The following is a 20595-nucleotide window of genomic DNA, read 5'->3' on the forward strand; positions in this document are numbered from 1 at the left end:
ACGCTCCTCCCCAGGGCGGACGCGGCCTAGACCACGGCGGGAGCGGGCGCATCCCCCCGCGCGGCCGGCCGACGATCCCTAGCCTGGGACGATGCTGCCGACACCGCCCCGCCGCGTCCTCCCCGTGCGACACGAGGTCGAGGGCGTCACGCTGCGGACGGTCGACACCGGTCCGGCCGGGGCGGGCGCGGTGTTCGTCCTGATCCACGGGATCGGGATGTCGCACCACACCTTCTCGCCGCTCGCCGCCCGCCTGAAGCGGCACGGCCGGGTGATCGGCGTCGACCTCGCCGGCTTCGGCGCGAACGGGCGACCGCGGCGGAGGGTCGGCCTCGAGGACCACGCGCGGCAGGTCGAGCAGGTCCTCCGCGGACTGGGCGTCTCGCGCGCGGTCGTCGTCGGGCACTCGATGGGGTCGCAGGTGGCGGTCGAGCTGGGGCTGCGCGCGCCCGGCCTCGTCGACGGCGCGGTGCTCATCGGGCCGGTGGTGGATCCGCAGCGGCCCGGAGCGGTCCGCCAGGGGCTCGCGCTGCTGCGGGACTGCCTCGGCGAGCCGGTGGGCGTCGACGCGATCCTGCTGGCCGACTACCTGCGCGGCGGCCTGCGCTGGTACCTGCGCCAGCTGCCCGAGATGCTGCGGCATCCGGTCCAGGAGCGCGTCGCCCGGCTGGAGGTGCCGGTCCTCGTCGCCCGCGGCCGCGACGATCCGATCGCCACCCGTGACTGGTGCGAGCGGCTCACGGCCCACGCGCGCGAGGGGCGGCTCGTCGAGTTCGCCGGCTCGCGCCACGTCGTCCCCCGCACCGAGCCCGGAGCGCTCGCCCGCGAGATCCTCCGCTTCGCCGCCGCGCTCGGCGAGAGGCCCGCCGCCCCGCTCCCCCTCCGGTCGGAGCCGGCCGCATGAGCCGGCTCCGGCGCCTGGTCCGCGACGCCGTCTGGTGGATCCGCGACTACGCCTACGCCGTCGCCTGGCAGGTGCGCGGCGTCCTCTCGCGCCGTGCCCCGGACGACTACCTCGACGGCGACCGGCGGCCCGTCGTGGTCCTGCCGGGGATCTGGGAGACCTGGTCCTTCCTCCGCCCGATCATCGATCCGCTGCACGAGCGCGGGCACCCTCTCCACGTGCTGACGAGCCTCGGCCGCAACGGCCGCCCGGTCGCCCGGACGGCCGAGGACGTGGCCGCCTACCTCGCCGAGCACGGGCTCCGCAACGTGGTGATCGTCGCCCACAGCAAGGGCGGGCTGATCGGCAAGTACGTGATGACCGAGCTCGACCCGGACGGCCGGGTCGACCGGATGGTCGCCGTGGCGACCCCGTTCGGCGGCTCCCGCTACGCGCCCTACCTGGTCCTCCGGAGCCTGCGCGCCTTCTCGCCGCGCGACGCCACGACCCTGCTGCTGTCGAGCCGCTCCGGAGCGAACGCGCGGATCACCTCCGTGTTCGGCCTCTTCGATCCGCACATCCCCGAGGGCAGCATGCTCGAGGGCGCGGTCAACGTCCGGATCGAGACCGGCGGGCACTTCCGCATCCTGAGCGACCCCGAGACGCTCACCGCGGTCGTCACGGCGGTCTCGGCTGAGGAGCGCGCCGACGGAGAGGCGCCCTGACGACGGCGGAACCCCTGACGACTCCGTAGCAACCCGCGTCGCCGCGGCGGAACCCCCTGGCGCCTCCGGCCCGCGAGGCGGAGCGTGGAGCCATGCCCGCCTCCTCCACCGGCCCGACCGAGCTCCTCCTCGTCCGTCACGGCGAGAGCCTCGCCAACATCGCGGCGAGCGCCGCCGAGGCCTCGGGGGCTCACGAGATCGCCGTCGACCGCCGCGACCCCGACGTCGAGCTCTCCCCCGCCGGCGAGGAGCAGGCGCGCGCGCTCGGCCGCTGGCTGGCCGAGGAGGCGCGGCCCGCCTCCGCCTGGACGTCGCCCTACCGCCGCGCCTCCGCGACCGCGCGTCTCGCCCTCGGCGAGGCCGGCATCGACCTGCGGCTGCGCCCCGACGAGCGCCTGCGCGACCGCGACCTCGGCGTCACCGACCGCCTCACCTCCGCCGGCGTGCGGGCCCGGATGCCCGAGGAGGCGGCGCGGCGCGAGTGGCTCGGCAAGTTCTACTACCGGCCGCCGGGAGGCGAGGCCTGGACGGACCTCGCGCTCCGCGTCCGCGCCTTCGTCGACCACCTCGCCGTCGCCGCGCCTCCCGGGCCGGCGATCCTCTTCTGCCACGACGCGGTCGTCCTCGTCCTCCGCTACGTCCTCGAGGGCCTCTCCGAGCACGAGCTGCTCGACATCGGCGCCTCGACGCCCGTCGCCAACGGCTCCGTCACCCGTCTCGTCCGCGACGGCGGCGCGTGGCGCCTCGACCTCTTCAACCGCACGTCCCACCTCGAGCGCTCCGGCACCCCCGTCACCCGGCACGACGACCGCGCGGACGGAGAAGGAGACCCTCATGAGTGACCTCGTCTCCCGCGCCCTGCTCGAGCAGCGCTGGCCCCTCCCGGAGCCCGGAGGCTCGAAGCACTCCCGCGGCGACGTGGTCGTCGTCGGCGGCGCCCGCAAGACGCCCGGCGCCGCGATCCTCGCGGGGATCGCCGCGCTGCGGACCGGCGCGGGGCGCATCACGCTCTGCGTCGCCGAGTCGGTCGCGTCGGCCACCGCGGTCGCGCTGCCGGAGTGCGGAGTGGTCCCGCTCGCGGAGACCCGGACCGGCTCCGTCTCGGGCCGCGGGCTCGACGTCCTGGCCGGCGAGCTCTCCTCCGCCGACGTCGCCCTGATCGGACCCGGCCTGGACGACCCGCGCGCGACCGCCGCGACCCTGCGGGCCCTCGCTCCGCTCCTCGACGACGTGCCGGCTGTGCACCTCGACGCCTTCCCGCTCGGAGTCCTGCCCGGGCAGCGCCGTCTCGCACGGAGGCTCGCGGGCCGGCTCCTGCTGACCCCGAACTCGGAGGAGGCGTCCCGGCTCCTCGGCGAGGAGGTCGACGACGTCGAGCGGGCCGCCCTCGCGGTCGCCGAGCGCTACTGCGCGGTGGTGAGCCTGTTCAACACGATCGCCTCGCCCGACGGCGACGCGGTGCGGATCGAGGGCGAGCACCCCGGGCTGGCCACCGCGGGCAGCGGCGACGTGCTCGCCGGAGCGACGGCGGGCCTGCGCGGGCGCGGCGTCGATCCGATGGGCGCGGCCGCGTGGGGCGCGTTCCTGCACACGGAGGCGGACACGCGCCTCTCCGCGCGGATCGGCCCGGCCGGGTACCTCGCGAGCGAGATCCCGGGGGAGTTCCCGCGCGTGCTGGCGGGCTGAGCGGCGCGGGTGCACTGAGGACGGCAGTCGTTCCGAGGCGGGCCGGCGGTGCGAGCGCCCCGGACCGAGCCGGCGGCGTGAGCGGCGGCGATCACCGTGACCGCGGCGTCGACCTCAGTGCGCGACGTCGGCGACCGAGAACGCCACTCCCGGCGTGATCAGGATCGAGGTCTCGCGGGGCTCGCCCTCGCCCTGGTTCACCGTGATCCAGCGCGACGCGGAGCCGTCCAGGGCGCGGTCGATGCTCTCGCGCACCTCCGCGGCCGACGTCTCGCTCAGGCTGAACGGCGCTCCGCCGTAGATGATCTCGACGCGCTTCACAGCATGCTCTCCTCGCTCTGACGGGCGGTCCCGTGGGGCTCCTCGCTGATCCGCAGCCCGTGCGCCGTGTGCGAGTCGGCGAGCAGCTGGCGGATCCAGTCCGGGTTGATGTTCGGGGCACGGCCGCCGTGGTACTTGAAGCGCAGCGGGATGGCGGGGTGCAGCCAGATCGAGGTGCGTCCGTCGCCGACCGCCTGCGAGTCCTTCCACGAGAAGTAGAAGGACTCGTTGCGCGCGAGCTTCGAGCCGATCACGATCTGCAGGTGCGCCAGCAGACGGTCGTCGAAGTCGGCCTCGAGGGTCGAGTCGTAGATCAGTCGCCCCATCAGGCGGTTCTCCGTTCGGGAAGTCGCCCGTCCGCGAAGGATCGGGCGGAGTCGTGAGTGTCGATCCTACCGGCGCCCCGGATGCTCACCAGGAGTCGTCCTCCCCGTGGAAGTGCGGGATCTCGGTGTCGACGGCGGAGAGGGGCCCGGCGCCGCCGTCCTCCTCGGCCACGGGGTGCGAGACGCCCAGGCGGGCCGTCTCGCGGGTGAAGCGCTCGACGAGCTCCTCGTCGAGGAGCTCCTCGGCTCCGTCGTCCTCGGACTCCGAGAACAGCTGGCTCGCCGGTCCGATCAGCAGCGCCGCCCGTCCGGGCCGGCCGGACTCCTGGCGGATCGGGATGTCGACCGTGATCGACCCCTTGGTGAGCGCCAGCGCCTCCGCGTAGGCCAGCAGCGACCGCGCGATGGCGGTACCCGTCAGCACGGAGCTGCCGGCGTAGTGGATGCGTTCCATGCCTCCTTCCTACTCCTCGGGCGGCCGCCCGGTCAGCGGTTGCGCGGTCGAGGGAGGGAGCGCTAGCGCCGTCTCGATCCGGCGGTCGAGCGCGTCGCGGACGGCCGGCCACTCGGCCGCGAGGATCGAGTGGACGGCCGTGTCGCGCCACGAGCCGTCGGCCCGCCGCTGGTCGTGGCGGAGTACCCCCTCGAACACGGCGCCGAGGCGGAGGATCGCGGACCGCGAGCGCGCGTTCACCGCATCCGCCTGGAGCTTCACCCGCTCGTAGCCGCTGTCGAAGGCGAGCCCGAGCACCAGCCGCTTCGCCTCCGGGTTCACGACGGTGCCCCACGTCTCGGGCGCGTAGGCCGTCCAGCCGAGGTGGGCCGCCTCGCGCGCCTCGTCGAAGTCGGCCAGCGAGGTCGTGCCGACGACGCGTCCCTCCTGCAGCACGGCGAACGGCAGGCCCGTGCCCCAGGGGTAGTAGCGGTCGACGAAGGCGCGGAACTCCTCCGGGGTGCCGGGGAGGCCGGACGGTCCTCCTCCGTAGCCGCCGGCGAACACCTCCGGACGCCCGATCGCCCGCCCGAGCGGCTCGACGTGCTCGACGGCGAGCGGCTCGAGGACGATCGAGCGGCCGACGAGCGTGACGGGACCGGGGCGGCGGGGACTGCTCATGCGATCAGTGTGGGGCACCGTGCCAGCATGGCTCCATGAGCACCGCCGCGCTGTTCGAGTCCGCCGCCGCCGCCCTCGTCGGCCTGCTCGCGCAGGTGCGGGACGATCAGTGGGAGCAGCCGGGGCTCGGTGTCTGGGACGTCCGCGGCCTCGCGGGACACGCCTCGCGGGCGGTGCTGACCGTCGAGGCGTACCTCCTCGCTCCGGAGCCGCCCGAGCCGACCATCGAGGACGCGCTCGACTACTACGCCGCGCTGGCCGGGAACGTCGCCGACCCCGCGGCGGTGGCGCGGCGCGGGGTCGAGGCGGGGCTGCTGCTCGGCGACAGGCCGGCTCAGGCGCTGGCGGAGGCGGCGGGCCGCGCGGTCGAGCTGGCCGCCGCCCAGCGTCCCGGCCGCCTCGTCGCCGTGGGCGGCCACGCGATCGAGCTGGACGAGTACCTCCGGACCCGGCTGCTCGAGCTGGTCGTGCACACGCTCGACCTCTCGCGGGCCACCGGGATCCCGCACGTGCTGCCCGCCGAGGCCGTCGAGGCGTGCATCGCGCTGACCGGTGGGCTGGCCGCTCGAGCCGGACGCGGCGAGGAGCTCCTGCTCGCGCTGAGCGGGCGGGAGCCCCTCGCCGCGGGGTTCTCGGTGGTGTGAGGGCGCCGGCCCTCCGGCTGCGGGTTCTGCGCGGCGCCGGCCCTCGGGGCACCGGGTCCTCCGTGTGAGGGCGCCGATCCTCGGGCCGCGGGTTCTACGTGGTGCCGGTCCTCAGGCCACGGCGAGAGCGGCGACCGGCGACACCTTCGTGGCGCGGCGGGCGGGCAGCACGGCCGAGACGACCGTGATCACGACGCCCACCACGAGCACCGCCACCAGGATCGGCACCGGGACGGTCGGCGGGATCAGTCCGATGCCCGGCAGCGAGCCGAACACCGAGATCGCGCCGCACCAGCCGTAGACGATCCCGAGCACGATGCCGAGCACCGCGGCAGCGATGATCATCTGCGCCGCCTCGAGCACCACCATCGACCGCACCTGCGAGCCGGTGAAGCCGAGCGCGCGGAGCAGGCCCAGCTCGCGCCGGCGCTGCAGCACGCTGAGCGACAGCGTGTTGACCATCCCGACGGCGGCCAGGACGACCGAGAAGCCGAGCAGGACGCTCATCACCGCGGTGCTCACCTGGATGAACTGCTCGAACGCCGCGATCACCTCGGGGTTCGTCTCACCCGAGCGCTCCATGATCGTGCCGAAGGTGGCGGCGGCGACCGCGAACATCGTGACCAGCGACACTCCGATGACCAGTCCGATGACGGCGCGGGCGCTGCGCGCCGGATTGCGGACGGCGTTGGCGGACGCCAGGCGGGCGACGGGGCCCCGGCCGAAGGCGCGGCCCACGAGGGCCGTGAGCGGAGGGAGCAGGACGGGCGCCCCGAGGATCACGCCGGTGAAGGACGCCATGCCTCCGACGAGCCCGAGCAAGACGCCGCCGGGGTTGGCCATCCCGAACACCACGCCGCCGGCGAGCAGCAGCGCGCCGACCACGACGAAGACGATCGCCGTGACGTTGCGGGCGGTGCGGCCTCGCAGCTCCTCGTAGCGGGGCTCGGCGGAGGATCCGGCGGCCTGCGACGGCGCGACCGCGAGCACGCGGCGCGATCCGGACCACGAGGCGATGACCGTCGAGGCGACCACGGCGATCAGCGGCAGCACGAGGCCGGGCGAGACGAGCGGGTAGTCGAAGCGGGGCAGGGTGCCGCTCCGGATGGCGAGCTCCGCGGCGAGCGCCACGAGAGCGACGCCGGCGACCAGGCCGATCGCCGCTCCGAGGAGCCCCTGCAGGAGGCCCGTGCGGACGATCCCGCTGCGCAGCGACCGGCCGGAGGCGCCGAGCAGGCGCAGCAGGGCGATCTCGCGCGTGCGCCCGGCGATGACGGTCGAGACCGCGTTGGCCGTGACGATCCCGCCCACGAACACCGCGATGCCGAAGAAGACGGCGCCGACCATCCCGAGCATGAGGGCGACCTGGCCGATGCCGTCGATCCCCGCTGCCGCGAAGGCCGCGACCATGTCGGCGATGACCTGCACGAGCACGGCGCCGAACGCCGCGGCGAGTGCGGCGACGGTGACGATGGCGCCCCCGCCCTGGCTCGAGCCCGTGCGCACGCCGCTCACGCCGCGCCCTCCATCGTGAGCATCGCGCGCGAGATCTCCTCGGCGCTCATCCCGCGGCGGTCGTCGACGACGGCCCCGTCGCGGAGGAAGACGATGCGGTCGGCGTAGGCCGCGGCGATCGGGTCGTGGGTGACCATCGCGATCGACTGGCCGTACTCGCGCGTGGAGGCGCGGAGCAGGCTGAGGACCTCGCGGCCGGTACGGGAGTCCAGGTTGCCGGTGGGCTCGTCGGCGAAGATCAGCTGCGGCCGGGTGGCGAGGGCGCGGGCGATCGCCACGCGCTGCTGCTGCCCGCCCGAGAGCTCGTGGGGCCGGTGCGTGAGGCGCTCGCGGAGCCCGAGGGACTCGATCAGCCGGGCGATCCACTGCTCCTCGTCGCCGGTCACGGAGCGGCCGTCGAGCTCGAACGGGAGGCGGATGTTTCCGCGCACGTCGAGCGTGGGGACGAGGTTGAAGGCCTGGAAGACGAAGCCGACGCTGCGGCGGCGGAGCACGGTCAGCTCGGCGTCGCTCATCGAGGTGATCTCGGCGTCCCCGAGGAACACGCGGCCGGAGGAGGCGGTGTCGAGGCCGGCGAGGACGTGCATGAGCGTCGACTTGCCGGATCCGCTGGGGCCCATCACGGCGGTGAACTCGCCCCGCTCGATCGAGAGCGTGACGTCGTCGAGGGCGACGACGGGCGGCGTGCTGCCGTAGAGCTTGCGCAGGCCCTCGACGCGCGCCACGACGGAGGAGGTCTGGTTCTGCATGTCCTCGACGCTACGGAGGCACCCGTGTCGCCGGCGTCGTCCGCAGTGGCTCGCGGCGTCATCCCTCCGGCGGACCCGCGATGGTCCTGCGGGGTCAGCGGGGCCGGAGTCCCGCCCGGCGGAGGGCGAGGGCCGCCAGCGCGGCGGTGACGGCGGGGTCGCCGGTCCTCCAGCCCGCGGCGGCCTCCGGGTGCGCGGCGAGGATGTCGCGGGGGGACGCCTGGGTGAGCGCGCGCAGGGCCAGCAGCTCGGTTCCGCCGCCGGTCGAGCCGAGGGCGCGCAGCTCGGCGGTCCGGCGGGCGAAGCGGAGCCGGGGCCGGAGCCAGAGCACGGCCAGGAGCAGGAGCGGGAGGCCCCCGACGGCGAGCCCGGCGACCACGGCCAGGGCGCTCGCGAGCTGCTGCTGGTCGCGTCCGGCGGCGGCGAGCACGGAGCCGGCCCCGCTCGCCTCGTCGAACGGAGCGCGCACCGCGTCGCCGAGCAGGGGGATGCCGCCGAGGGTGGTCCCGGCGTCGCTCATGGTCGAGCCGAAGCCGCTGCCGGCGCTCTCGAGCCGCCGGCCGATCTCGGCCAGGCCGGCGATCAGCGAGCCGACCGCGATCCCCGCGGCGATCGCCACGACGGCCACGCCGAGAGCGAGGGCGTCGGCCAGGATCTGCCGCGCGCGGACGGCCGGGAGGTCGGCGTAGATCTGCATGCGCCGATTATCCGGCGCGCTCGGCGGCGGTCGTGTCCACACCGGAGGCAGGATTCGTCGAGAGGGCCGGGGATCCGCGTCACTCCGCGAGGTCACCGAGGTTCTTCCTCCGTTGTGACCACGTCGGCCGCCTCCGAGAGGGCTGCCCGGCCCGGCTCCTCGCCGCCTCTAGTCGAGCAGGTCGTGCAGCACGACGACCTGCTCGCGCTCCGGGCCGACGCCGATCGCCGAGAACCGGGCGCCGCTCATCGCCTCGAGCGCGCGCACGTAGTCCTGCGCGGTCTGCGGCAGGTCCGAGAACTCGCGGCAGCCGGAGATGTCCTCCTGCCAGCCGGGGAACTCCTCGTAGATCGGCTTCGCGTGGTGGAAGTCGCTCTGCGAGACCGGGACCTCGTCGTGGCGCACGCCGTCGACGTCGTAGGCGACGCAGACGGGGATGGTCTCGAGGCCCGAGAGCACGTCGAGCTTGGTGAGGACGAAGTCGGTGACCCCGTTGATCCGCGCCGAGTAGCGGGCGATCGGGGCGTCGTACCAGCCGCAGCGGCGCGGGCGGCCGGTCGTGGTGCCGAACTCGAAGCCCTGCCGGCGGAGGTACTCACCCCACTCGTCGAAGAGCTCGGTCGGGAACGGGCCGGCGCCGACGCGGGTCGTGTACGCCTTGATGACCGCGATGACGCGGTCGATGCGGTTCGGTGCGACTCCGGAGCCGGTGGCCGCTCCTCCCGAGGTCGCGTTGGAGGAGGTGACGAACGGGTACGTGCCGTGGTCGACGTCGAGCATCGTGGCCTGGCCGGCCTCGAACAGCACCGTTTTGCCCGCGTCGAGCGCCTGCGAGAGGACCAGCGACGTGTCGGCGACCATCGGGCGCAGGCGCTCGGTGTACTGCAGCAGGTCCTCCAGCACCTGCTCGACCAGGATCGCGCGGCGGTTGTAGACCTTCACCAGCAGGTGGTTCTTCTGGTCGAGGGCGCCCTCGACCTTCTGGCGGAGGATGTTCTCATCGAAGAGGTCCTGGATGCGGATGCCGACGCGGTTGATCTTGTCGGCGTACGCCGGGCCGATGCCGCGGCCGGTGGTGCCGATCTGGCGCTTGCCGAGGAAGCGCTCCGTCACCTTGTCGAGGGTGCGGTGGTAGCTGGTGATGACGTGCGCGTTGGCGCTGACGAGCAGCTTCGACACGTCGACGCCGCGGGCGCTCAGCGCCTCGAGCTCGTGGAACAGCACCTCGATGTCGACGACGACGCCGTTCGCGATGACCGGGACGACGCCCGGGGTGAGGATGCCGGAGGGGAGCAGGTGCAGGGCGTACTTCTCGTCGCCCACGACGACGGTGTGCCCGGCGTTGTTGCCGCCGTTGAACTTCACGACGTAGTCGACGCGGCTGCCGAGGAGGTCGGTGGCGCGTCCCTTGCCCTCGTCGCCCCACTGGGCGCCGGTGATGACGATTGCTGGCATGGCGTGTCCTTCTCGACGGGAGGGGCGGGGGTGGGCGGGTGCGGCGCGGCAGTCGTGCCGCCTCCGCGCGACCAGCCGCTCGATTCTAGCGGAGGGGCCGGAGGACGGCTCCTGCGCTCGGGGTCGACCCGGCGGACTCTTTCGCCGCGGGCCGGCCCCGCGGACTCCCCCCGGCTCCGCGTCGGTCCCGCCGACGCATCGCCGAGCAATGCTCTCGATCCCGTCATGCGCAGTTCACACGCGGCGCATAGATTCGAGGACGTTCACACTCCACTCATCACGCGAACAGGACCACGATGCGCAGACTCCGCGCCGCAAGCCTCCTCGCCGTCGTCGCACTCGGAGCCGCCACCGCCGCTCCGATCGCCTCGGCCGCCCCTCTCGACGACGGCGTCGAGCTCACCCTGGTGTCGACGACCGACACGCACGGGCACGTCTACGACTGGGACTACTTCGCGAACGCGCCGTACCCGGCCGACGGTGCGCTCGGCCTCACCCGCGTCGCGACCGAGGTCGACCGCCTCCGCGCCGAGAAGGGCGAGGAGTCCGTGCTCGTCATGGACAACGGCGACGCGATCCAGGGCACGCCGCTCACCTACTACTACGGCCTCGGCGACGGCGCCGCGGGCGTCCTCTCCGGCAAGACGACGCACCCGATGGCCACCGCGTTCAACACCATCGGCTACGACGCGCAGGTCGTCGGCAACCACGAGTACAACTACGGGCTCGACATGCTCAGCGCGTACGAGGGCGACCTGAACGCCCCGCTGCTGGGCGCGAACGTCGTCGACGTCGCCACCGGCAAGCCGTACCACGACCCCTACACGCTGATCGAGCGCGAGATCGACGGGAAGACGGTCACCGTCGGCGTCCTCGGCCTCGTCACCCCCGGCGTCCGCGTCTGGGACAAGCAGTACGTCGACGGCGTCCTCGAGTTCCAGGACATGGTCGCCGCCGCGAAGCAGTGGGTCCCGATCGTGCAGGAGCAGGCGGACGTGGTCGTCGTCCTCGCGCACACCGGCCAGGGCACGGTGCCGGACGCCGAGTACGACGCCGCCGACCTCAACGAGGACGTCGTCAACAACATCGCGACGCAGGTCCCCGGCATCGACGTGGTCGTCGCCGGCCACAGCCACAAGGACCTGCCGCAGACGCTGTTCACCAACGTCGCCGGCGAGCAGGTGCTGGTCACCCAGCCCGAGTTCTGGGCGCAGGGCCTCACCGAGGTCACCCTGAACCTGGTGCCGGACGCCGCGGGCGGCCTCGAGGTCGACTGGTCGGCCGGGAACGCGCCCGTCACGCAGCCCGTCTACGCGAAGGACATCGCCGAGGAGTCGCCCGCACTGGTCGCCGCCCTCGCCGAGCAGCACGCCGCCACGATCGAGTACGTGAACACCCCCGTCGCCGACTCGGTCGAGGAGCTCTCGGCCGCGACCTCGCGCTACGAGGACACCCCCATCATCGACTTCATCAACACCGTCCAGGCCGAGACCGTCGAGACGGCTCTCGAGGGCACCGAGTGGGCCGACCTGCCGGTGATCTCGCAGGCGTCGCCGTTCTCGCGCACCGCCGTCTTCCCGAAGGGACAGGTCAGCATCCGCGACATCGCGGGCCTGTACATCTACGAGAACACCCTCCGCGGAGTGGAGCTGACCGGAGCCGAGGTGCGCGACTACCTCGAGTTCTCGGCCCGCTACTTCGTGCAGACCGCCGAGGGCGCCGTGTTCGACCCCGAGACCGGCACCAACGCGACGACCGAGGACCGCCCCGACGGCATCCCGGACTACAACTACGACGCGATCTCGGGCCTGGACTACGTGATCGACGTCTCCCAGCCCGCCGGCTCGCGGATCCGCGGTCTCGCCCACGCCGACGGGACCCCGGTCGCCGACGACGAGCGCTTCGTGATGGCGGTCAACAACTACCGCCAGAGCGGCGGAGGCGCCTACCCGGCCGTCGCGCAGGCACCGCTCGTCTACGACGAGCGTCTCGAGATCCGCCAGCTCCTCATCGACTGGTCGACCGCCCGCGGCGTGATCGACCAGGCCGACTTCTACGACCCCAACTGGTCGCTGACGACGGAGCCCGCCGCCGAGGTCCCGGTCACCCCGGCGCCGACCGAGCCCGGCGCCCCGACGGAGCAGCCCACCACCGCTCCGTCGCCGCACCCCACCACCACGGCGGCCCCCGTCGCGGGAGGCTCCGGCCCGGGCTCGCTCGCGAACACCGGCGCCGACGCGGCCGGCCTGATCGGCGGAGCCCTCGTGCTGCTGCTGTCGGGTCTCGCGCTGGTCGTCGCGCGACGCCGCCTCGCGGCCTAGCCGAGCAGGGCACGGGCGGCGGTCGGCGGGGTCTCCCGCCGGCCGCCGTTCGTCGTTCCGGAGGATCGCGGGACGATCGGGCCGCGGACCGGCGGCTCAGTCCCCGCGGCGTCGCGACCGGCGGGCCCGCCAGGCCGAGAACGCCCCGGTCGACCAGAGCGCCCAGACCACCAGCAGGGGCTGGAAGACGAGCCGCACCGCGCGCGTCGCGTCCGTCTCGAGGCCGAACGCCGGCGTCCGCGTCAGCAGCTGCGAGATGTTCCCCGGGAAGACCGCGACGAAGAACGCGGCCACCACGACTCCCACGATCACGCGCCACCGCACGAGCACGACGAGCGCGAGCCCGAGCGCGATCTCGACGACGCCCGACGCGACGACCACCAGGTCCGGGTCGGCCGGCAGCCACGGCGGGACCTGCGCCTGGAAGGCCTGACGCGCGACCGTCAGGTGCGCCGTGCCGGCCGTGACGAGCAGCAGGCCCAGGAGGATGCGGGCGAGAGTGCGCGGAACGGAGCGGCGTCCTCCGTCGGGCGCTGTGGCGGCGGTCATGCCCCCCAGTCTGCGCTCGGAGCCCGCTCGCGCCGACCGCGCGCGCGTTCCGGCGGCGCCCCGTATCCTCGTTACCGCCCCGTCCGCAGACCGTGAAACGAGTTCCATGAGCACCCTGCCCCGCCTGATGGCCTTCGACCTCGACGACACCCTCGCCGCCTCGAAGTCCCCCGTCGACCCGGCGATGGCCGACCTCTTCGTGAAGCTGCTCCAGGCCACCGAGGTGTGCATCATCTCGGGCGGCCAGATCGGCCAGTTCCGGATGCAGGTGCTCGACCGCCTCGAGGGCGCCGACCCCGAGGTGCTCGCGAAGCTGCACCTCATGCCCACCTGCGGCACGCAGTACTACCGGTACGAGAACGGCGACTGGGCGCAGATCTACGCCGAGAACCTCACCGAGGACGAGAAGTCGCGCGCGCTCGCCGCCGTCGAGGAGAAGGCGAAGGAGCTCGGCTACTGGGAGTCCGAGACCTGGGGCCCGATCCTCGAGGACCGCGACTCGCAGATCACCTTCTCGGCCCTCGGCCAGTCCGCGCCCGTCGAGGTCAAGCAGGCCTGGGACCCGGACGGCGAGAAGAAGAACACCCTCCGTGAGGCCGTGCAGGCCGTGCTCCCCGACCTCGAGGTCCGCTCCGGCGGCTCGACGTCGGTCGACATCACCCGCAAGGGCATCGACAAGGCGTACGGGATGAACAAGCTCACCGAGCTCACCGGCATCCCTCTCGACGACATGATCTTCGTCGGCGACCGCCTCGACCCGGACGGCAACGACTACCCCGTCAAGGCGATGGGCGTCGAGTGCTTCGCCGTCGAGGGCTGGCACGACACCGCCGCGTACCTCCGCTCCTACGGCCTGTAGGCCGCGCCCCGCGAGCCTCTGCCGCGGCGGGGGCGCTGCGGCAGGGCGGCGCCGGGCGGGCGTCGTTCAGCGGTCCTCGTTCAGCGAGCCGGCGGCGGTGCCGCCGAGGGCGAGCCGGAGCCGCTTGGGCAGTCCGGCGACGACGATCGCGTGGGACTCCTCGATCAGCTCCAGCACCAGCCCGGACTCCACCGCCCCGCCCGCATCGACGGTCACCCAGTGCTTCTTGTTCAGGTGGTACCCGGGCTCGATGCCCTCGACCCCCGCGACGAGGTGCACCACGTTCTCGGGCAGCGCCTTGACGCTCACGACGGGGCGCTCGAAGCGCTCCGACTCGAGCGCGAAGACCTTCCCGGCGACCTTCCACACCCGCGTGCTCGGGCCGAACGGGAAGCTCGCCTCCGCCCCCGCGAGCCCCTCGAGGAGCCGCCGTACCGCCGTGTCGTCCATCCGATCATCCTCCCGCACCCGACTGCGCCGGAGGCGGAACGCGCCCGCTCACCGGACCCGACCCGAGTCCCATCGGAGCGGCGCCCGTCGCCGCCGCTCCGGCGCCGAGGTCGGACGACGCGACGGCAGCGTCGGAGGAGCCGGAACGGAGCGGACGTCCTGATGGGTCGATGAGCGACTGCGGATGCGCCGGCGATCCTCCTCTCGCCGCCGGGGATCCGCGAACGAGCCCGCGCCCGGCCGAGGTGAGGCCGATCAGTCGGATCACGACGAGGCCGTGCAGCCGACGGAGACGCTGCACCTGAACGAGGAGGACGCTCTCGGGAGGCGGTCCTGCCCGTGCGCGCCTGGTGACGGAATCACGAAGGCCGCAGAGGCCGTCCTCCGATCGGCCTTGTAGGGGTTCCTCGGGCGGGAACGCGAGCGGGGAGACGCATCCGGGCAGCCGACACCGGAGCGCCTCATCCGGCCGGACTCACGGCCCGATCGATCCGCCAGGAGAGAGAAGGAACACAAGCGGGAGACGGCTCTGCGCCTCACCTGTCGATCAATCATCTCTCTTGCGGCAGAACAGGGCGACCTCGGAGTGAGGCGGATAGTCGTTCCGCCGCCGTTTCGGAGCCTCTCTCATCTGTCTCGAGATCGTCGAACCCCGTTGCGTGGAATTACTTGGTGTGCAGTAGTCTCAGGCCTGCCGCGGGAAGGACAGCCCTCTCGCGAAATCAATCGTCGCGGAAAAACTCTCGGGACGCTGCGACATGAGCAGTGGATCTTCCGAGGGAACGTCTGCCGTCTACGGCTCAGGTCGTTCGTTGAAGATCCGCAGGCCATTCGTCCAACCAGAGAGGCATATTATGTCGAACACGTCCCCTTCTGATTCGCCCGTTCCGGCTCGCAATGCGGTTCCCGGCCGCCGGACCGTCCTGCAGGCGGCCGCATGGACCACTCCCGTCGTCGTCGCGGCGATCGGTGCGCCGCTCGCCGCCGCATCGGCCCCGGTGACCGTGCGCACGGTTGCTTTCGTCGACCAGGAGGGTGGCGATGCCACTACTTCCTACACGACGAGCAGCTGCAACCCGTTCAACGCCTACCTCCAGGTGAGCGATTCCGGAGTTCCGGCCGCCGCAGGCATCGCGGTGACGGTGACTCTGCCGACCGCGCTGCGCTGGTACGACGGCACGGCCGCACCTCGCACGCTGTTCACGGGTGCCGGCGGAAGCCTCCTCCTGGAGGGCTTCAACGGTCTGCGTTTCGCCACCGCCGGAGTCAGCCAGACGGGCACCATCACGGCCACGACAGCAGGCGTGGTGAATCCGGCCCAGCCGACCGTTCCCGTGGCCGATGCGACCACCGCAGCGATCGTGAACGGCACCAGCGGCACCCGCACCTCGACCTTCCGCGGACGTCGCAACAATGTCGAGTCCGAGATGCCGGAAGCTGTCACCACTGTGGTCGATTTCGCAGTCGCGTGGACCGGCGTCGGTGACACGGCTGTGTCTGCGACCTACCTGAGCTACGTCGTCTCCCAGAACGGGGACGTCTACTCGCACACCGCCCCCTCCGGCGGCTTCTACGAGTGGGACACGACGACCCCCATCCGCATCGGCATGACCAGCATCGCGGCGGATGACGGTCTGATCATCGCCGGCGGCGACCGCGGAGCCCGCCTGTTCTCGGCCAGCGGCAGCACGGTGTACGACTGGGACGGCGTCGCGCTCGCGGCCGCGCCCGGAGGCCGCACTGTCCTCGACATCGCCGTGTCGTTCAGCGACGACAGCCTGTGGCGGGTGTCGCTCGTCGCGACCGACGGGACGGCATGGGAGGCGACGAAGACCATCGAGGCCGGAGCGTCTTGGTCGCCGTGGACGCAGGTCCTCGCCACAGTCACCGGGCTGCGTCAGGTCGCCGCCGACACCCAGGTCTTCGGCGCGACGCGTCGCATCTTCGCGACGACGGCCGCTGTGTTCGACCAGGACGGCACCCAGCTCACCGCACTTCCGGCCGGACGCACGGCGAAGGACCTCGGAGTCGAGATCGGCGGCAACTGGATCAACGTGATCGGTGACAACAACCAGTACTACCGCACCCCGTTGAGCAACCCCGGGACGTGGGACAGCAACAGCACCGGCAGCCCCGTCGTCACGATCACGAACGTCACCAGCGTGGCGTCGGCCTCGACGCCGAACATCGGCATCCGCGCGTTCTACGTGGCAGGCGCGGCACTCTGCGGCTGAGCTGATCACCAGGGGGCGCCCTGACGACGGCGCGCCCCCCGAGCAGGACGAGCGGGTCCGGTGACGTCCTCCCCTCGATCACCGAGGGAGGACGTCACCGGACCCGCTCGTGCGAGCGGATGCCTCGCTCACAGGACGACCGGCTCGGGCGGACGGGGACAGGGCCTCGATCCCCGTTCGCGCTCACCGGCCCGAACCCGACACGACCCGAGCGATCCGCGACGTCCTGAACGGAGAGCGGAAGCGCCCCGGGAAGCCGTGACACGGCTCGTCATCGGCTCCGAGCAGCTCCCCGTCGAGGCAGGATCGCCCGCCGGCGAGGCGCTCGCCCCCGGAGCGCCCGACCACGGGCGCCTGGCCGCGGCCGTGGCCGGAGCCGATGACCGCAGACGCATGCGCCGATCTCGGCTCCACGCCCAGGAGCACTCCGGCGCAGCACCTGTCCGTCTCGATGAGCACGAGTGTGCCGTCGTCGTTTCCGGCAGCGGAAGCGTCCTGCTCGTCCCTGCCGGCGACGACGTGCCCGCCGTCGGTGCCCGACGATCGTCCGCCGGTCTCCCCTCGCGAGCTCTCGCGGCGCCTCTCCCGAGTCTTCTCCTGCCGTTGCGCGTCACGCCCCATCGACAGCGGCGGGACGCCGCGACACCGCATCAGCACCGGACGCACGAGCGCCGACCGCGCGAGCCGAGAGACCTGAGCCGCCCGACGGATCCGACCCGCCGAACCACCTCGACTCCCCGTGCTCGGGACGTCGCCGCCGCCGACGTCCGAGCGGTCGTCGACGGCGCACAACGGAGGTCCGAGCGCGTCCTCATCGTCGGGGAATAGTCGGAATAGCCGAGAGCATCCCCTAGGAGGGGCCTTTGCGCGGAGCTTCGCTCAGGACGGAGGAGCACGACGCCCGACCACTACGCTGAGGGCAGGTCGCTTATGCGAGAGAACAGCGGTCAGTCGCAGACAGGGCTCACACGGTGAAACTGCAAACACCCACTTCCACGAAGAGCTCTTCCTCCGAGAAGGGCCGGAGCTCCTGGTCCCGAGCAGTGGCCAGAAAACTCGTCATCACCGATGTCCTCGTCATCGTGTTCTCGGTCTTCAGCAGTCAGTTCTTCTGGTTCGGAGTGGAGAGCCGAGAATTGTTCGTGGCCGGCCATCAGCCGGAGATCGCGGGCCTGCTCGCGAACTACTGGATCGTCTCCTCGGTGATCGTGGTGCTGTGGGCCGCCCTGTTGAAGTTCTACGCCACACGCGAAGACCGTGTCCTCGGCGGAGAGGTGACGGAGTACAAGCGCATCCTCGATGCGACGCTCCTGCTGTTCGCCGTGATCACGTGCGTCGCCTACCTCGGCCAGATCGGCTTCGCCCGCGGGTACATCATCACCGCGCTCCCGCTCGGCCTCGTCCTGCTCTGGCTCGGACGCGGAGCCTGGAGGGTGTGGCTGCGGCAGCAGCGGAGCGCGGGCCGGTACTCCTCCTCCGTCGTCCTCGTCGGCTCGTCACGGAGCGTCGAGCACATCTACCGCGAGCTCGTCCGCGCCACCGGGGCCGGGTATCTCGTTGTCGGCGTGTGCATCCCCGAGGATCTGGCCAGCGATCGGGTGAGCGGGTGGGGGGTGCCTGTCTTCGAGAACATCACGGTGGATGCGGTGCCGGGCATCCTGAACCGGACCGGCGCCGATACCGTCATCATCACGAGCAGCGACCACCTGCCGCCCGAGCAGATCCGACAGTTGAGCTGGAGTCTCGAGCCGAGGCGCCAGCACCTGGTCATGGCGCCGAGCCTCACCGACATCAGCGGACCGAGGATCCACATGCGCCCGGTGGCGGGCCTTCCTCTCGTGCACATCGAGACACCTCGATTCGAGGGCAGCAAGCAGGCCCGCAAGCGTGCCCTCGACATCGTCGGATCGCTGAGCCTCATCGCCGTGCTGATGCCTCTCATCGCCTCGGTCGCACTGGCCGTCAAGCTGACGAGCTCGGGGCCCCTGTTCTATCGCCAGACGCGGATCGGCATCAACGGCAAGCCCTTCGGCATGATCAAGTTCCGCTCGATGGTGGTGAACGCTCATGATCAGCTCGCCGAGCTGCTCGCCGCTCAGGGAACGTCCGGAACACCACTGTTCAAGATCACCGACGACCCTCGCATCACACCGATCGGACGCTTCATGCGCAAGTACTCGATCGACGAGGTCCCTCAGCTCTTCAACGTGCTGAGAGGCGACATGTCGCTCGTCGGGCCGCGGCCGCAGGTGGCGGGAGAAGTCGAGCTCTACGACGAGGCCGCGCGCCGGCGCCTCAACGTCAAGCCGGGCATGACCGGGCTCTGGCAGGTCAGCGGGCGGTCGACGCTCTCCTGGGAGGACGCCATCCGACTGGATCTCTACTACGTGGAGAACTGGTCGTTCACCGGGGACCTCGCGCTGCTCGCGAGAACCGTGCAGGCCGTCGTCGCCCCCGGAGGCGGCGCCCACTGACGCATCGGGCCACCGCGCGAGCGGCCGGTCCTCACATCTCGGTGACGACCGCGTCGTCGATGCCGACCGTTCCCGCGGCGGGGTCGTTCAGGCCGACGGTCACGCGGAAATGCGACGCCCAGGACGGCGCCTGGCGATCCACGCCGGTCGCGGGTCTTACCCGGAACGGGAGTGCCGCGGCCATCGCCGCCATCGACTGCGTCGTCGAGGAGACGGGCTCCGAGCGGACGGTGACAGGGATGCCGCGGGCGTCACGACCGGAGACGGTGACGAAGGACTCCGAGACGATCATCGACCCGTTCGCAGCGGCCTGTCCGATGACGAGGTCGGCGGCGTAGACCCGCCCGGGTCTGCTGAGCACATCGAACGAGAGACTCGTCTGTCCGGTGCCTGTCTTCCGGACCAGGAGCCGCCCTGACGCGACGGCGAGCGTGGCCGACGGGCTCGCACTCCGAGAGGTGGCGTCCGGAGTGTCCAGGTACGCGTCCGCGACCGTGCCCACATCGAAGGCTCCATCGACGAGCCGGTTCGCGGCGCGGTGGACGAGAACCGAGGTCGGCACGACGGAGGGCTCGTCCAGGATCGAGACGTCCGCCAACCGGACGAGTCCGGTCCCTCCGACGAGGTAGCCCGATGCCGGAGCGACGTTGCGGAAGGAGGTGCTCGTCACGACGATCCCGCCTCCCCAGCTCCTGTGAGCCGTCTCGAAGACTGTGGCCGCCGCCAGCGGGGCGGCGGCGGAGACCGTGCCGCCGTTGATGCTGATCCTGGCCGTCGTCGTCGCAGCGGTGGAGAACGCGCTGACCGTGCTCGCCGGGGTCAGGCGGACGGTCGCAGCGTGCAGCGTGACGGCACCCCCTGAAGCCTCGACCGCGCGATCGCATCCGCTGATGGCCAGCGACGTCGTGTGCAGCTCGCCACTGGTCGACGCGGAGGACAGTCCCGTCGTGCACGAGCGCACAGAACCGCCGACCATCGCGAGATTCGACCCAGGGGCAGTGCCGGCGACCAGGACGCCCGTGCCGCACTCCTCCACGGCCACGTGGAAGAGGCGCAGATGCTCGGCGCCGGGACCGAACCGGACACCCGTCTCGAATCCGATGATCTCCACTCCGTACAGTCCTGCGCCTCGGACGCCTGTCGCCGAGGACAGCTCGAGGCCGACGGATCCAGGAGCCGCTCGGCCGGGACCCGTGAGGCGCAGTCCGCGCAGGCTCACGCGCGTGTGCGGCGCATCATCGGAGGCCTCGGAGGCGGTGAGGACGAGCGCCGATCCCGACACCGCCGTCGCATCGACATCGCCTCCGGCGAACTCCATCGACACACGCGAGAGGTCGATCGTCAAGGGTGCTGTCAGCACGACGGGCTCGGAGACGACCAGGAAGGACTCGGGCGCGAGGGCGTGAGCCGCGTCGAGAGCGGCCCGGAGCCGCTGCTCAGCAGTCACTCCCGGGAACTCGGTCGAGTCCCGGAAGCCGTCCAGCCGTGCGTCCGGGAAGGCGTTGGCCGCTGTCGCCGGGGGGGCCGTCGCCACCGCCGTCACGGCGCCCGCGCCCGCTGCCGCCGTCAGGCTCAGAAGCGCCCGTCGTCCTC

At 72.3% G+C, this 20595-nt stretch carries 20 protein-coding genes; 9 read left to right on the forward strand and 11 right to left on the reverse strand.

Features of this window, described 5'->3' with window-relative positions; genetic code table 11:
* The first annotated feature begins 91 nt into the window (after positions 1-91).
* The 4 genes from C5C29_RS07745 (at position 92) to C5C29_RS07760 (ending at position 3294) form a co-directional block, all read left to right on the forward strand.
* Positions 92-904, forward strand: coding sequence for an alpha/beta fold hydrolase (locus C5C29_RS07745; RefSeq protein WP_104222771.1), 813 nt, complete (start codon positions 92-94; stop codon positions 902-904).
* Positions 901-1608 carry a triacylglycerol lipase gene (locus C5C29_RS07750; RefSeq protein WP_104222772.1) on the forward strand — a complete coding sequence of 236 codons (708 nt, stop codon included), beginning with the start codon at positions 901-903 and terminating at the stop codon, positions 1606-1608. The genes C5C29_RS07745 and C5C29_RS07750 overlap by 4 nt, the downstream gene beginning before the upstream one ends.
* A gap of 92 nt (positions 1609-1700) precedes the next feature.
* Positions 1701-2450 (forward strand): histidine phosphatase family protein, encoded by a 750-nt coding sequence (locus C5C29_RS07755; protein ID WP_104222773.1) that lies wholly within the window; start codon positions 1701-1703, stop codon positions 2448-2450.
* Positions 2443-3294, forward strand: coding sequence for an NAD(P)H-hydrate dehydratase (locus tag C5C29_RS07760; RefSeq protein ID WP_104222774.1), 852 nt, complete (start codon positions 2443-2445; stop codon positions 3292-3294). The genes C5C29_RS07755 and C5C29_RS07760 overlap by 8 nt, the downstream gene beginning before the upstream one ends.
* A 114-nt stretch (positions 3295-3408) precedes the next feature.
* On the opposite strand, the gene C5C29_RS07765 is transcribed toward C5C29_RS07760, so the two are convergent.
* The 4 genes from C5C29_RS07765 to C5C29_RS07780 form a co-directional block, all read right to left on the reverse strand.
* Positions 3409-3615: a hypothetical protein gene (locus C5C29_RS07765; RefSeq protein WP_104222775.1), complete on the reverse strand. Its 207-nt coding sequence runs from the start codon at positions 3613-3615 to the stop codon at positions 3409-3411.
* Positions 3612-3941 (reverse strand): ATP-dependent DNA ligase, encoded by a 330-nt coding sequence (locus C5C29_RS07770; protein WP_104222776.1) that lies wholly within the window; start codon positions 3939-3941, stop codon positions 3612-3614. Before C5C29_RS07770 ends, C5C29_RS07765 begins: the two co-directional genes overlap by 4 nt.
* A gap of 85 nt (positions 3942-4026) precedes the next feature.
* Positions 4027-4395 carry a hypothetical protein gene (locus tag C5C29_RS07775; RefSeq protein WP_104222777.1) on the reverse strand — a complete coding sequence of 123 codons (369 nt, stop codon included), beginning with the start codon at positions 4393-4395 and terminating at the stop codon, positions 4027-4029.
* A 9-nt stretch (positions 4396-4404) separates the two neighbouring features.
* Positions 4405-5055, reverse strand: coding sequence for a GNAT family N-acetyltransferase (locus C5C29_RS07780; RefSeq protein WP_104222778.1), 651 nt, complete (start codon positions 5053-5055; stop codon positions 4405-4407).
* Between the two features lie 35 nt (positions 5056-5090).
* Here C5C29_RS07780 and C5C29_RS07785 point away from each other — a divergent pair, with 35 nt between their 5' ends.
* Complete coding sequence (locus tag C5C29_RS07785) at positions 5091-5699, forward strand: maleylpyruvate isomerase N-terminal domain-containing protein (RefSeq protein ID WP_104222779.1); 609 nt, start codon at positions 5091-5093, stop codon at positions 5697-5699.
* A gap of 111 nt (positions 5700-5810) precedes the next feature.
* Here C5C29_RS07785 and C5C29_RS07790 read toward each other — a convergent pair whose 3' ends face one another.
* The 4 genes from C5C29_RS07790 to C5C29_RS07805 all read right to left on the reverse strand — a co-directional run bounded on the left by C5C29_RS07790 (position 5811) and on the right by C5C29_RS07805 (position 10115).
* Positions 5811-7214: an ABC transporter permease gene (locus C5C29_RS07790; RefSeq protein ID WP_104222780.1), complete on the reverse strand. Its 1404-nt coding sequence runs from the start codon at positions 7212-7214 to the stop codon at positions 5811-5813.
* Complete coding sequence (locus tag C5C29_RS07795) at positions 7211-7963, reverse strand: ABC transporter ATP-binding protein (protein ID WP_104308198.1); 753 nt, start codon at positions 7961-7963, stop codon at positions 7211-7213. The genes C5C29_RS07790 and C5C29_RS07795 overlap by 4 nt, the downstream gene beginning before the upstream one ends.
* A 94-nt stretch (positions 7964-8057) precedes the next feature.
* The gene (locus C5C29_RS07800) at positions 8058-8660 is read right to left on the reverse strand and encodes a hypothetical protein (RefSeq protein WP_104225708.1); all 603 of its coding nucleotides are present in this window, start codon (positions 8658-8660) and stop codon (positions 8058-8060) included.
* Between the two features lie 168 nt (positions 8661-8828).
* Positions 8829-10115 carry an adenylosuccinate synthase gene (locus C5C29_RS07805; protein ID WP_104250676.1) on the reverse strand — a complete coding sequence of 429 codons (1287 nt, stop codon included), beginning with the start codon at positions 10113-10115 and terminating at the stop codon, positions 8829-8831.
* 296 nt (positions 10116-10411) lie between these two features.
* Between C5C29_RS07805 and C5C29_RS07810 the strand changes: the two genes are divergently transcribed.
* Positions 10412-12436 (forward strand): bifunctional UDP-sugar hydrolase/5'-nucleotidase, encoded by a 2025-nt coding sequence (locus tag C5C29_RS07810; RefSeq protein WP_104308199.1) that lies wholly within the window; start codon positions 10412-10414, stop codon positions 12434-12436.
* A 96-nt stretch (positions 12437-12532) separates the two neighbouring features.
* On the opposite strand, the gene C5C29_RS07815 is transcribed toward C5C29_RS07810, so the two are convergent.
* On the reverse strand, positions 12533-12985 hold the full coding sequence (locus C5C29_RS07815; RefSeq protein ID WP_104308200.1) for a DoxX family membrane protein: 453 nt from the start codon (positions 12983-12985) through the stop codon (positions 12533-12535).
* 106 nt (positions 12986-13091) lie between these two features.
* Here C5C29_RS07815 and C5C29_RS07820 point away from each other — a divergent pair, with 106 nt between their 5' ends.
* The gene (locus tag C5C29_RS07820; RefSeq protein ID WP_104222786.1) at positions 13092-13844 is read left to right on the forward strand and encodes an HAD-IIB family hydrolase; all 753 of its coding nucleotides are present in this window, start codon (positions 13092-13094) and stop codon (positions 13842-13844) included.
* Between the two features lie 66 nt (positions 13845-13910).
* Here the strand turns inward: C5C29_RS07820 and C5C29_RS07825 are convergent, their stop codons facing one another.
* Entirely contained in the window at positions 13911-14294 is a 384-nt protein-coding gene (locus tag C5C29_RS07825) for an MmcQ/YjbR family DNA-binding protein (protein ID WP_104308201.1), read from the reverse strand.
* 854 nt (positions 14295-15148) lie between these two features.
* Between C5C29_RS07825 and C5C29_RS07830 the strand changes: the two genes are divergently transcribed.
* On the forward strand, positions 15149-16528 hold the full coding sequence (locus C5C29_RS07830; RefSeq protein ID WP_146076941.1) for a hypothetical protein: 1380 nt from the start codon (positions 15149-15151) through the stop codon (positions 16526-16528).
* Positions 16529-17571: 1043 nt separating this feature from the next.
* Positions 17572-19002: a sugar transferase gene (locus C5C29_RS07840; protein WP_258069475.1), complete on the forward strand. Its 1431-nt coding sequence runs from the start codon at positions 17572-17574 to the stop codon at positions 19000-19002.
* A gap of 31 nt (positions 19003-19033) precedes the next feature.
* Here C5C29_RS07840 and C5C29_RS07845 read toward each other — a convergent pair whose 3' ends face one another.
* Entirely contained in the window at positions 19034-20536 is a 1503-nt protein-coding gene (locus C5C29_RS07845; RefSeq protein ID WP_181128782.1) for a hypothetical protein, read from the reverse strand.
* Positions 20537-20595: the final 59 nt, after the last annotated feature.

This window comes from Rathayibacter sp. AY1H2, from assembly GCF_002931985.1.
Classification (GTDB): domain Bacteria; phylum Actinomycetota; class Actinomycetes; order Actinomycetales; family Microbacteriaceae; genus Rathayibacter.

What these genes read in the sequence shown, in the direction of transcription:
- C5C29_RS07755 (WP_104222773.1), top strand. Translation starts at nt 1,701, where the DNA reads ATGCCCGCCTCCTCCACCGGCCCGACCGAGCTCCTCCTCGTCCGTCAC.
- C5C29_RS07795 (WP_104308198.1), bottom strand. Translation starts at nt 7,963, where the DNA reads ATGCAGAACCAGACCTCCTCCGTCGTGGCGCGCGTCGAGGGCCTGCGC.
- C5C29_RS07775 (WP_104222777.1), bottom strand. Translation starts at nt 4,395, where the DNA reads ATGGAACGCATCCACTACGCCGGCAGCTCCGTGCTGACGGGTACCGCC.
- C5C29_RS07785 (WP_104222779.1), top strand. Translation starts at nt 5,091, where the DNA reads ATGAGCACCGCCGCGCTGTTCGAGTCCGCCGCCGCCGCCCTCGTCGGC.
- C5C29_RS07810 (WP_104308199.1), top strand. Translation starts at nt 10,412, where the DNA reads ATGCGCAGACTCCGCGCCGCAAGCCTCCTCGCCGTCGTCGCACTCGGA.
- C5C29_RS07745 (WP_104222771.1), top strand. Translation starts at nt 92, where the DNA reads ATGCTGCCGACACCGCCCCGCCGCGTCCTCCCCGTGCGACACGAGGTC.
- C5C29_RS07830 (WP_146076941.1), top strand. Translation starts at nt 15,149, where the DNA reads ATGTCGAACACGTCCCCTTCTGATTCGCCCGTTCCGGCTCGCAATGCG.
- C5C29_RS07760 (WP_104222774.1), top strand. Translation starts at nt 2,443, where the DNA reads ATGAGTGACCTCGTCTCCCGCGCCCTGCTCGAGCAGCGCTGGCCCCTC.
- C5C29_RS07820 (WP_104222786.1), top strand. Translation starts at nt 13,092, where the DNA reads ATGAGCACCCTGCCCCGCCTGATGGCCTTCGACCTCGACGACACCCTC.
- C5C29_RS07770 (WP_104222776.1), bottom strand. Translation starts at nt 3,941, where the DNA reads ATGGGGCGACTGATCTACGACTCGACCCTCGAGGCCGACTTCGACGAC.
- C5C29_RS07800 (WP_104225708.1), bottom strand. Translation starts at nt 8,660, where the DNA reads ATGCAGATCTACGCCGACCTCCCGGCCGTCCGCGCGCGGCAGATCCTG.
- C5C29_RS07825 (WP_104308201.1), bottom strand. Translation starts at nt 14,294, where the DNA reads ATGGACGACACGGCGGTACGGCGGCTCCTCGAGGGGCTCGCGGGGGCG.
- C5C29_RS07750 (WP_104222772.1), top strand. Translation starts at nt 901, where the DNA reads ATGAGCCGGCTCCGGCGCCTGGTCCGCGACGCCGTCTGGTGGATCCGC.
- C5C29_RS07815 (WP_104308200.1), bottom strand. Translation starts at nt 12,985, where the DNA reads ATGACCGCCGCCACAGCGCCCGACGGAGGACGCCGCTCCGTTCCGCGC.
- C5C29_RS07805 (WP_104250676.1), bottom strand. Translation starts at nt 10,115, where the DNA reads ATGCCAGCAATCGTCATCACCGGCGCCCAGTGGGGCGACGAGGGCAAG.
- C5C29_RS07780 (WP_104222778.1), bottom strand. Translation starts at nt 5,055, where the DNA reads ATGAGCAGTCCCCGCCGCCCCGGTCCCGTCACGCTCGTCGGCCGCTCG.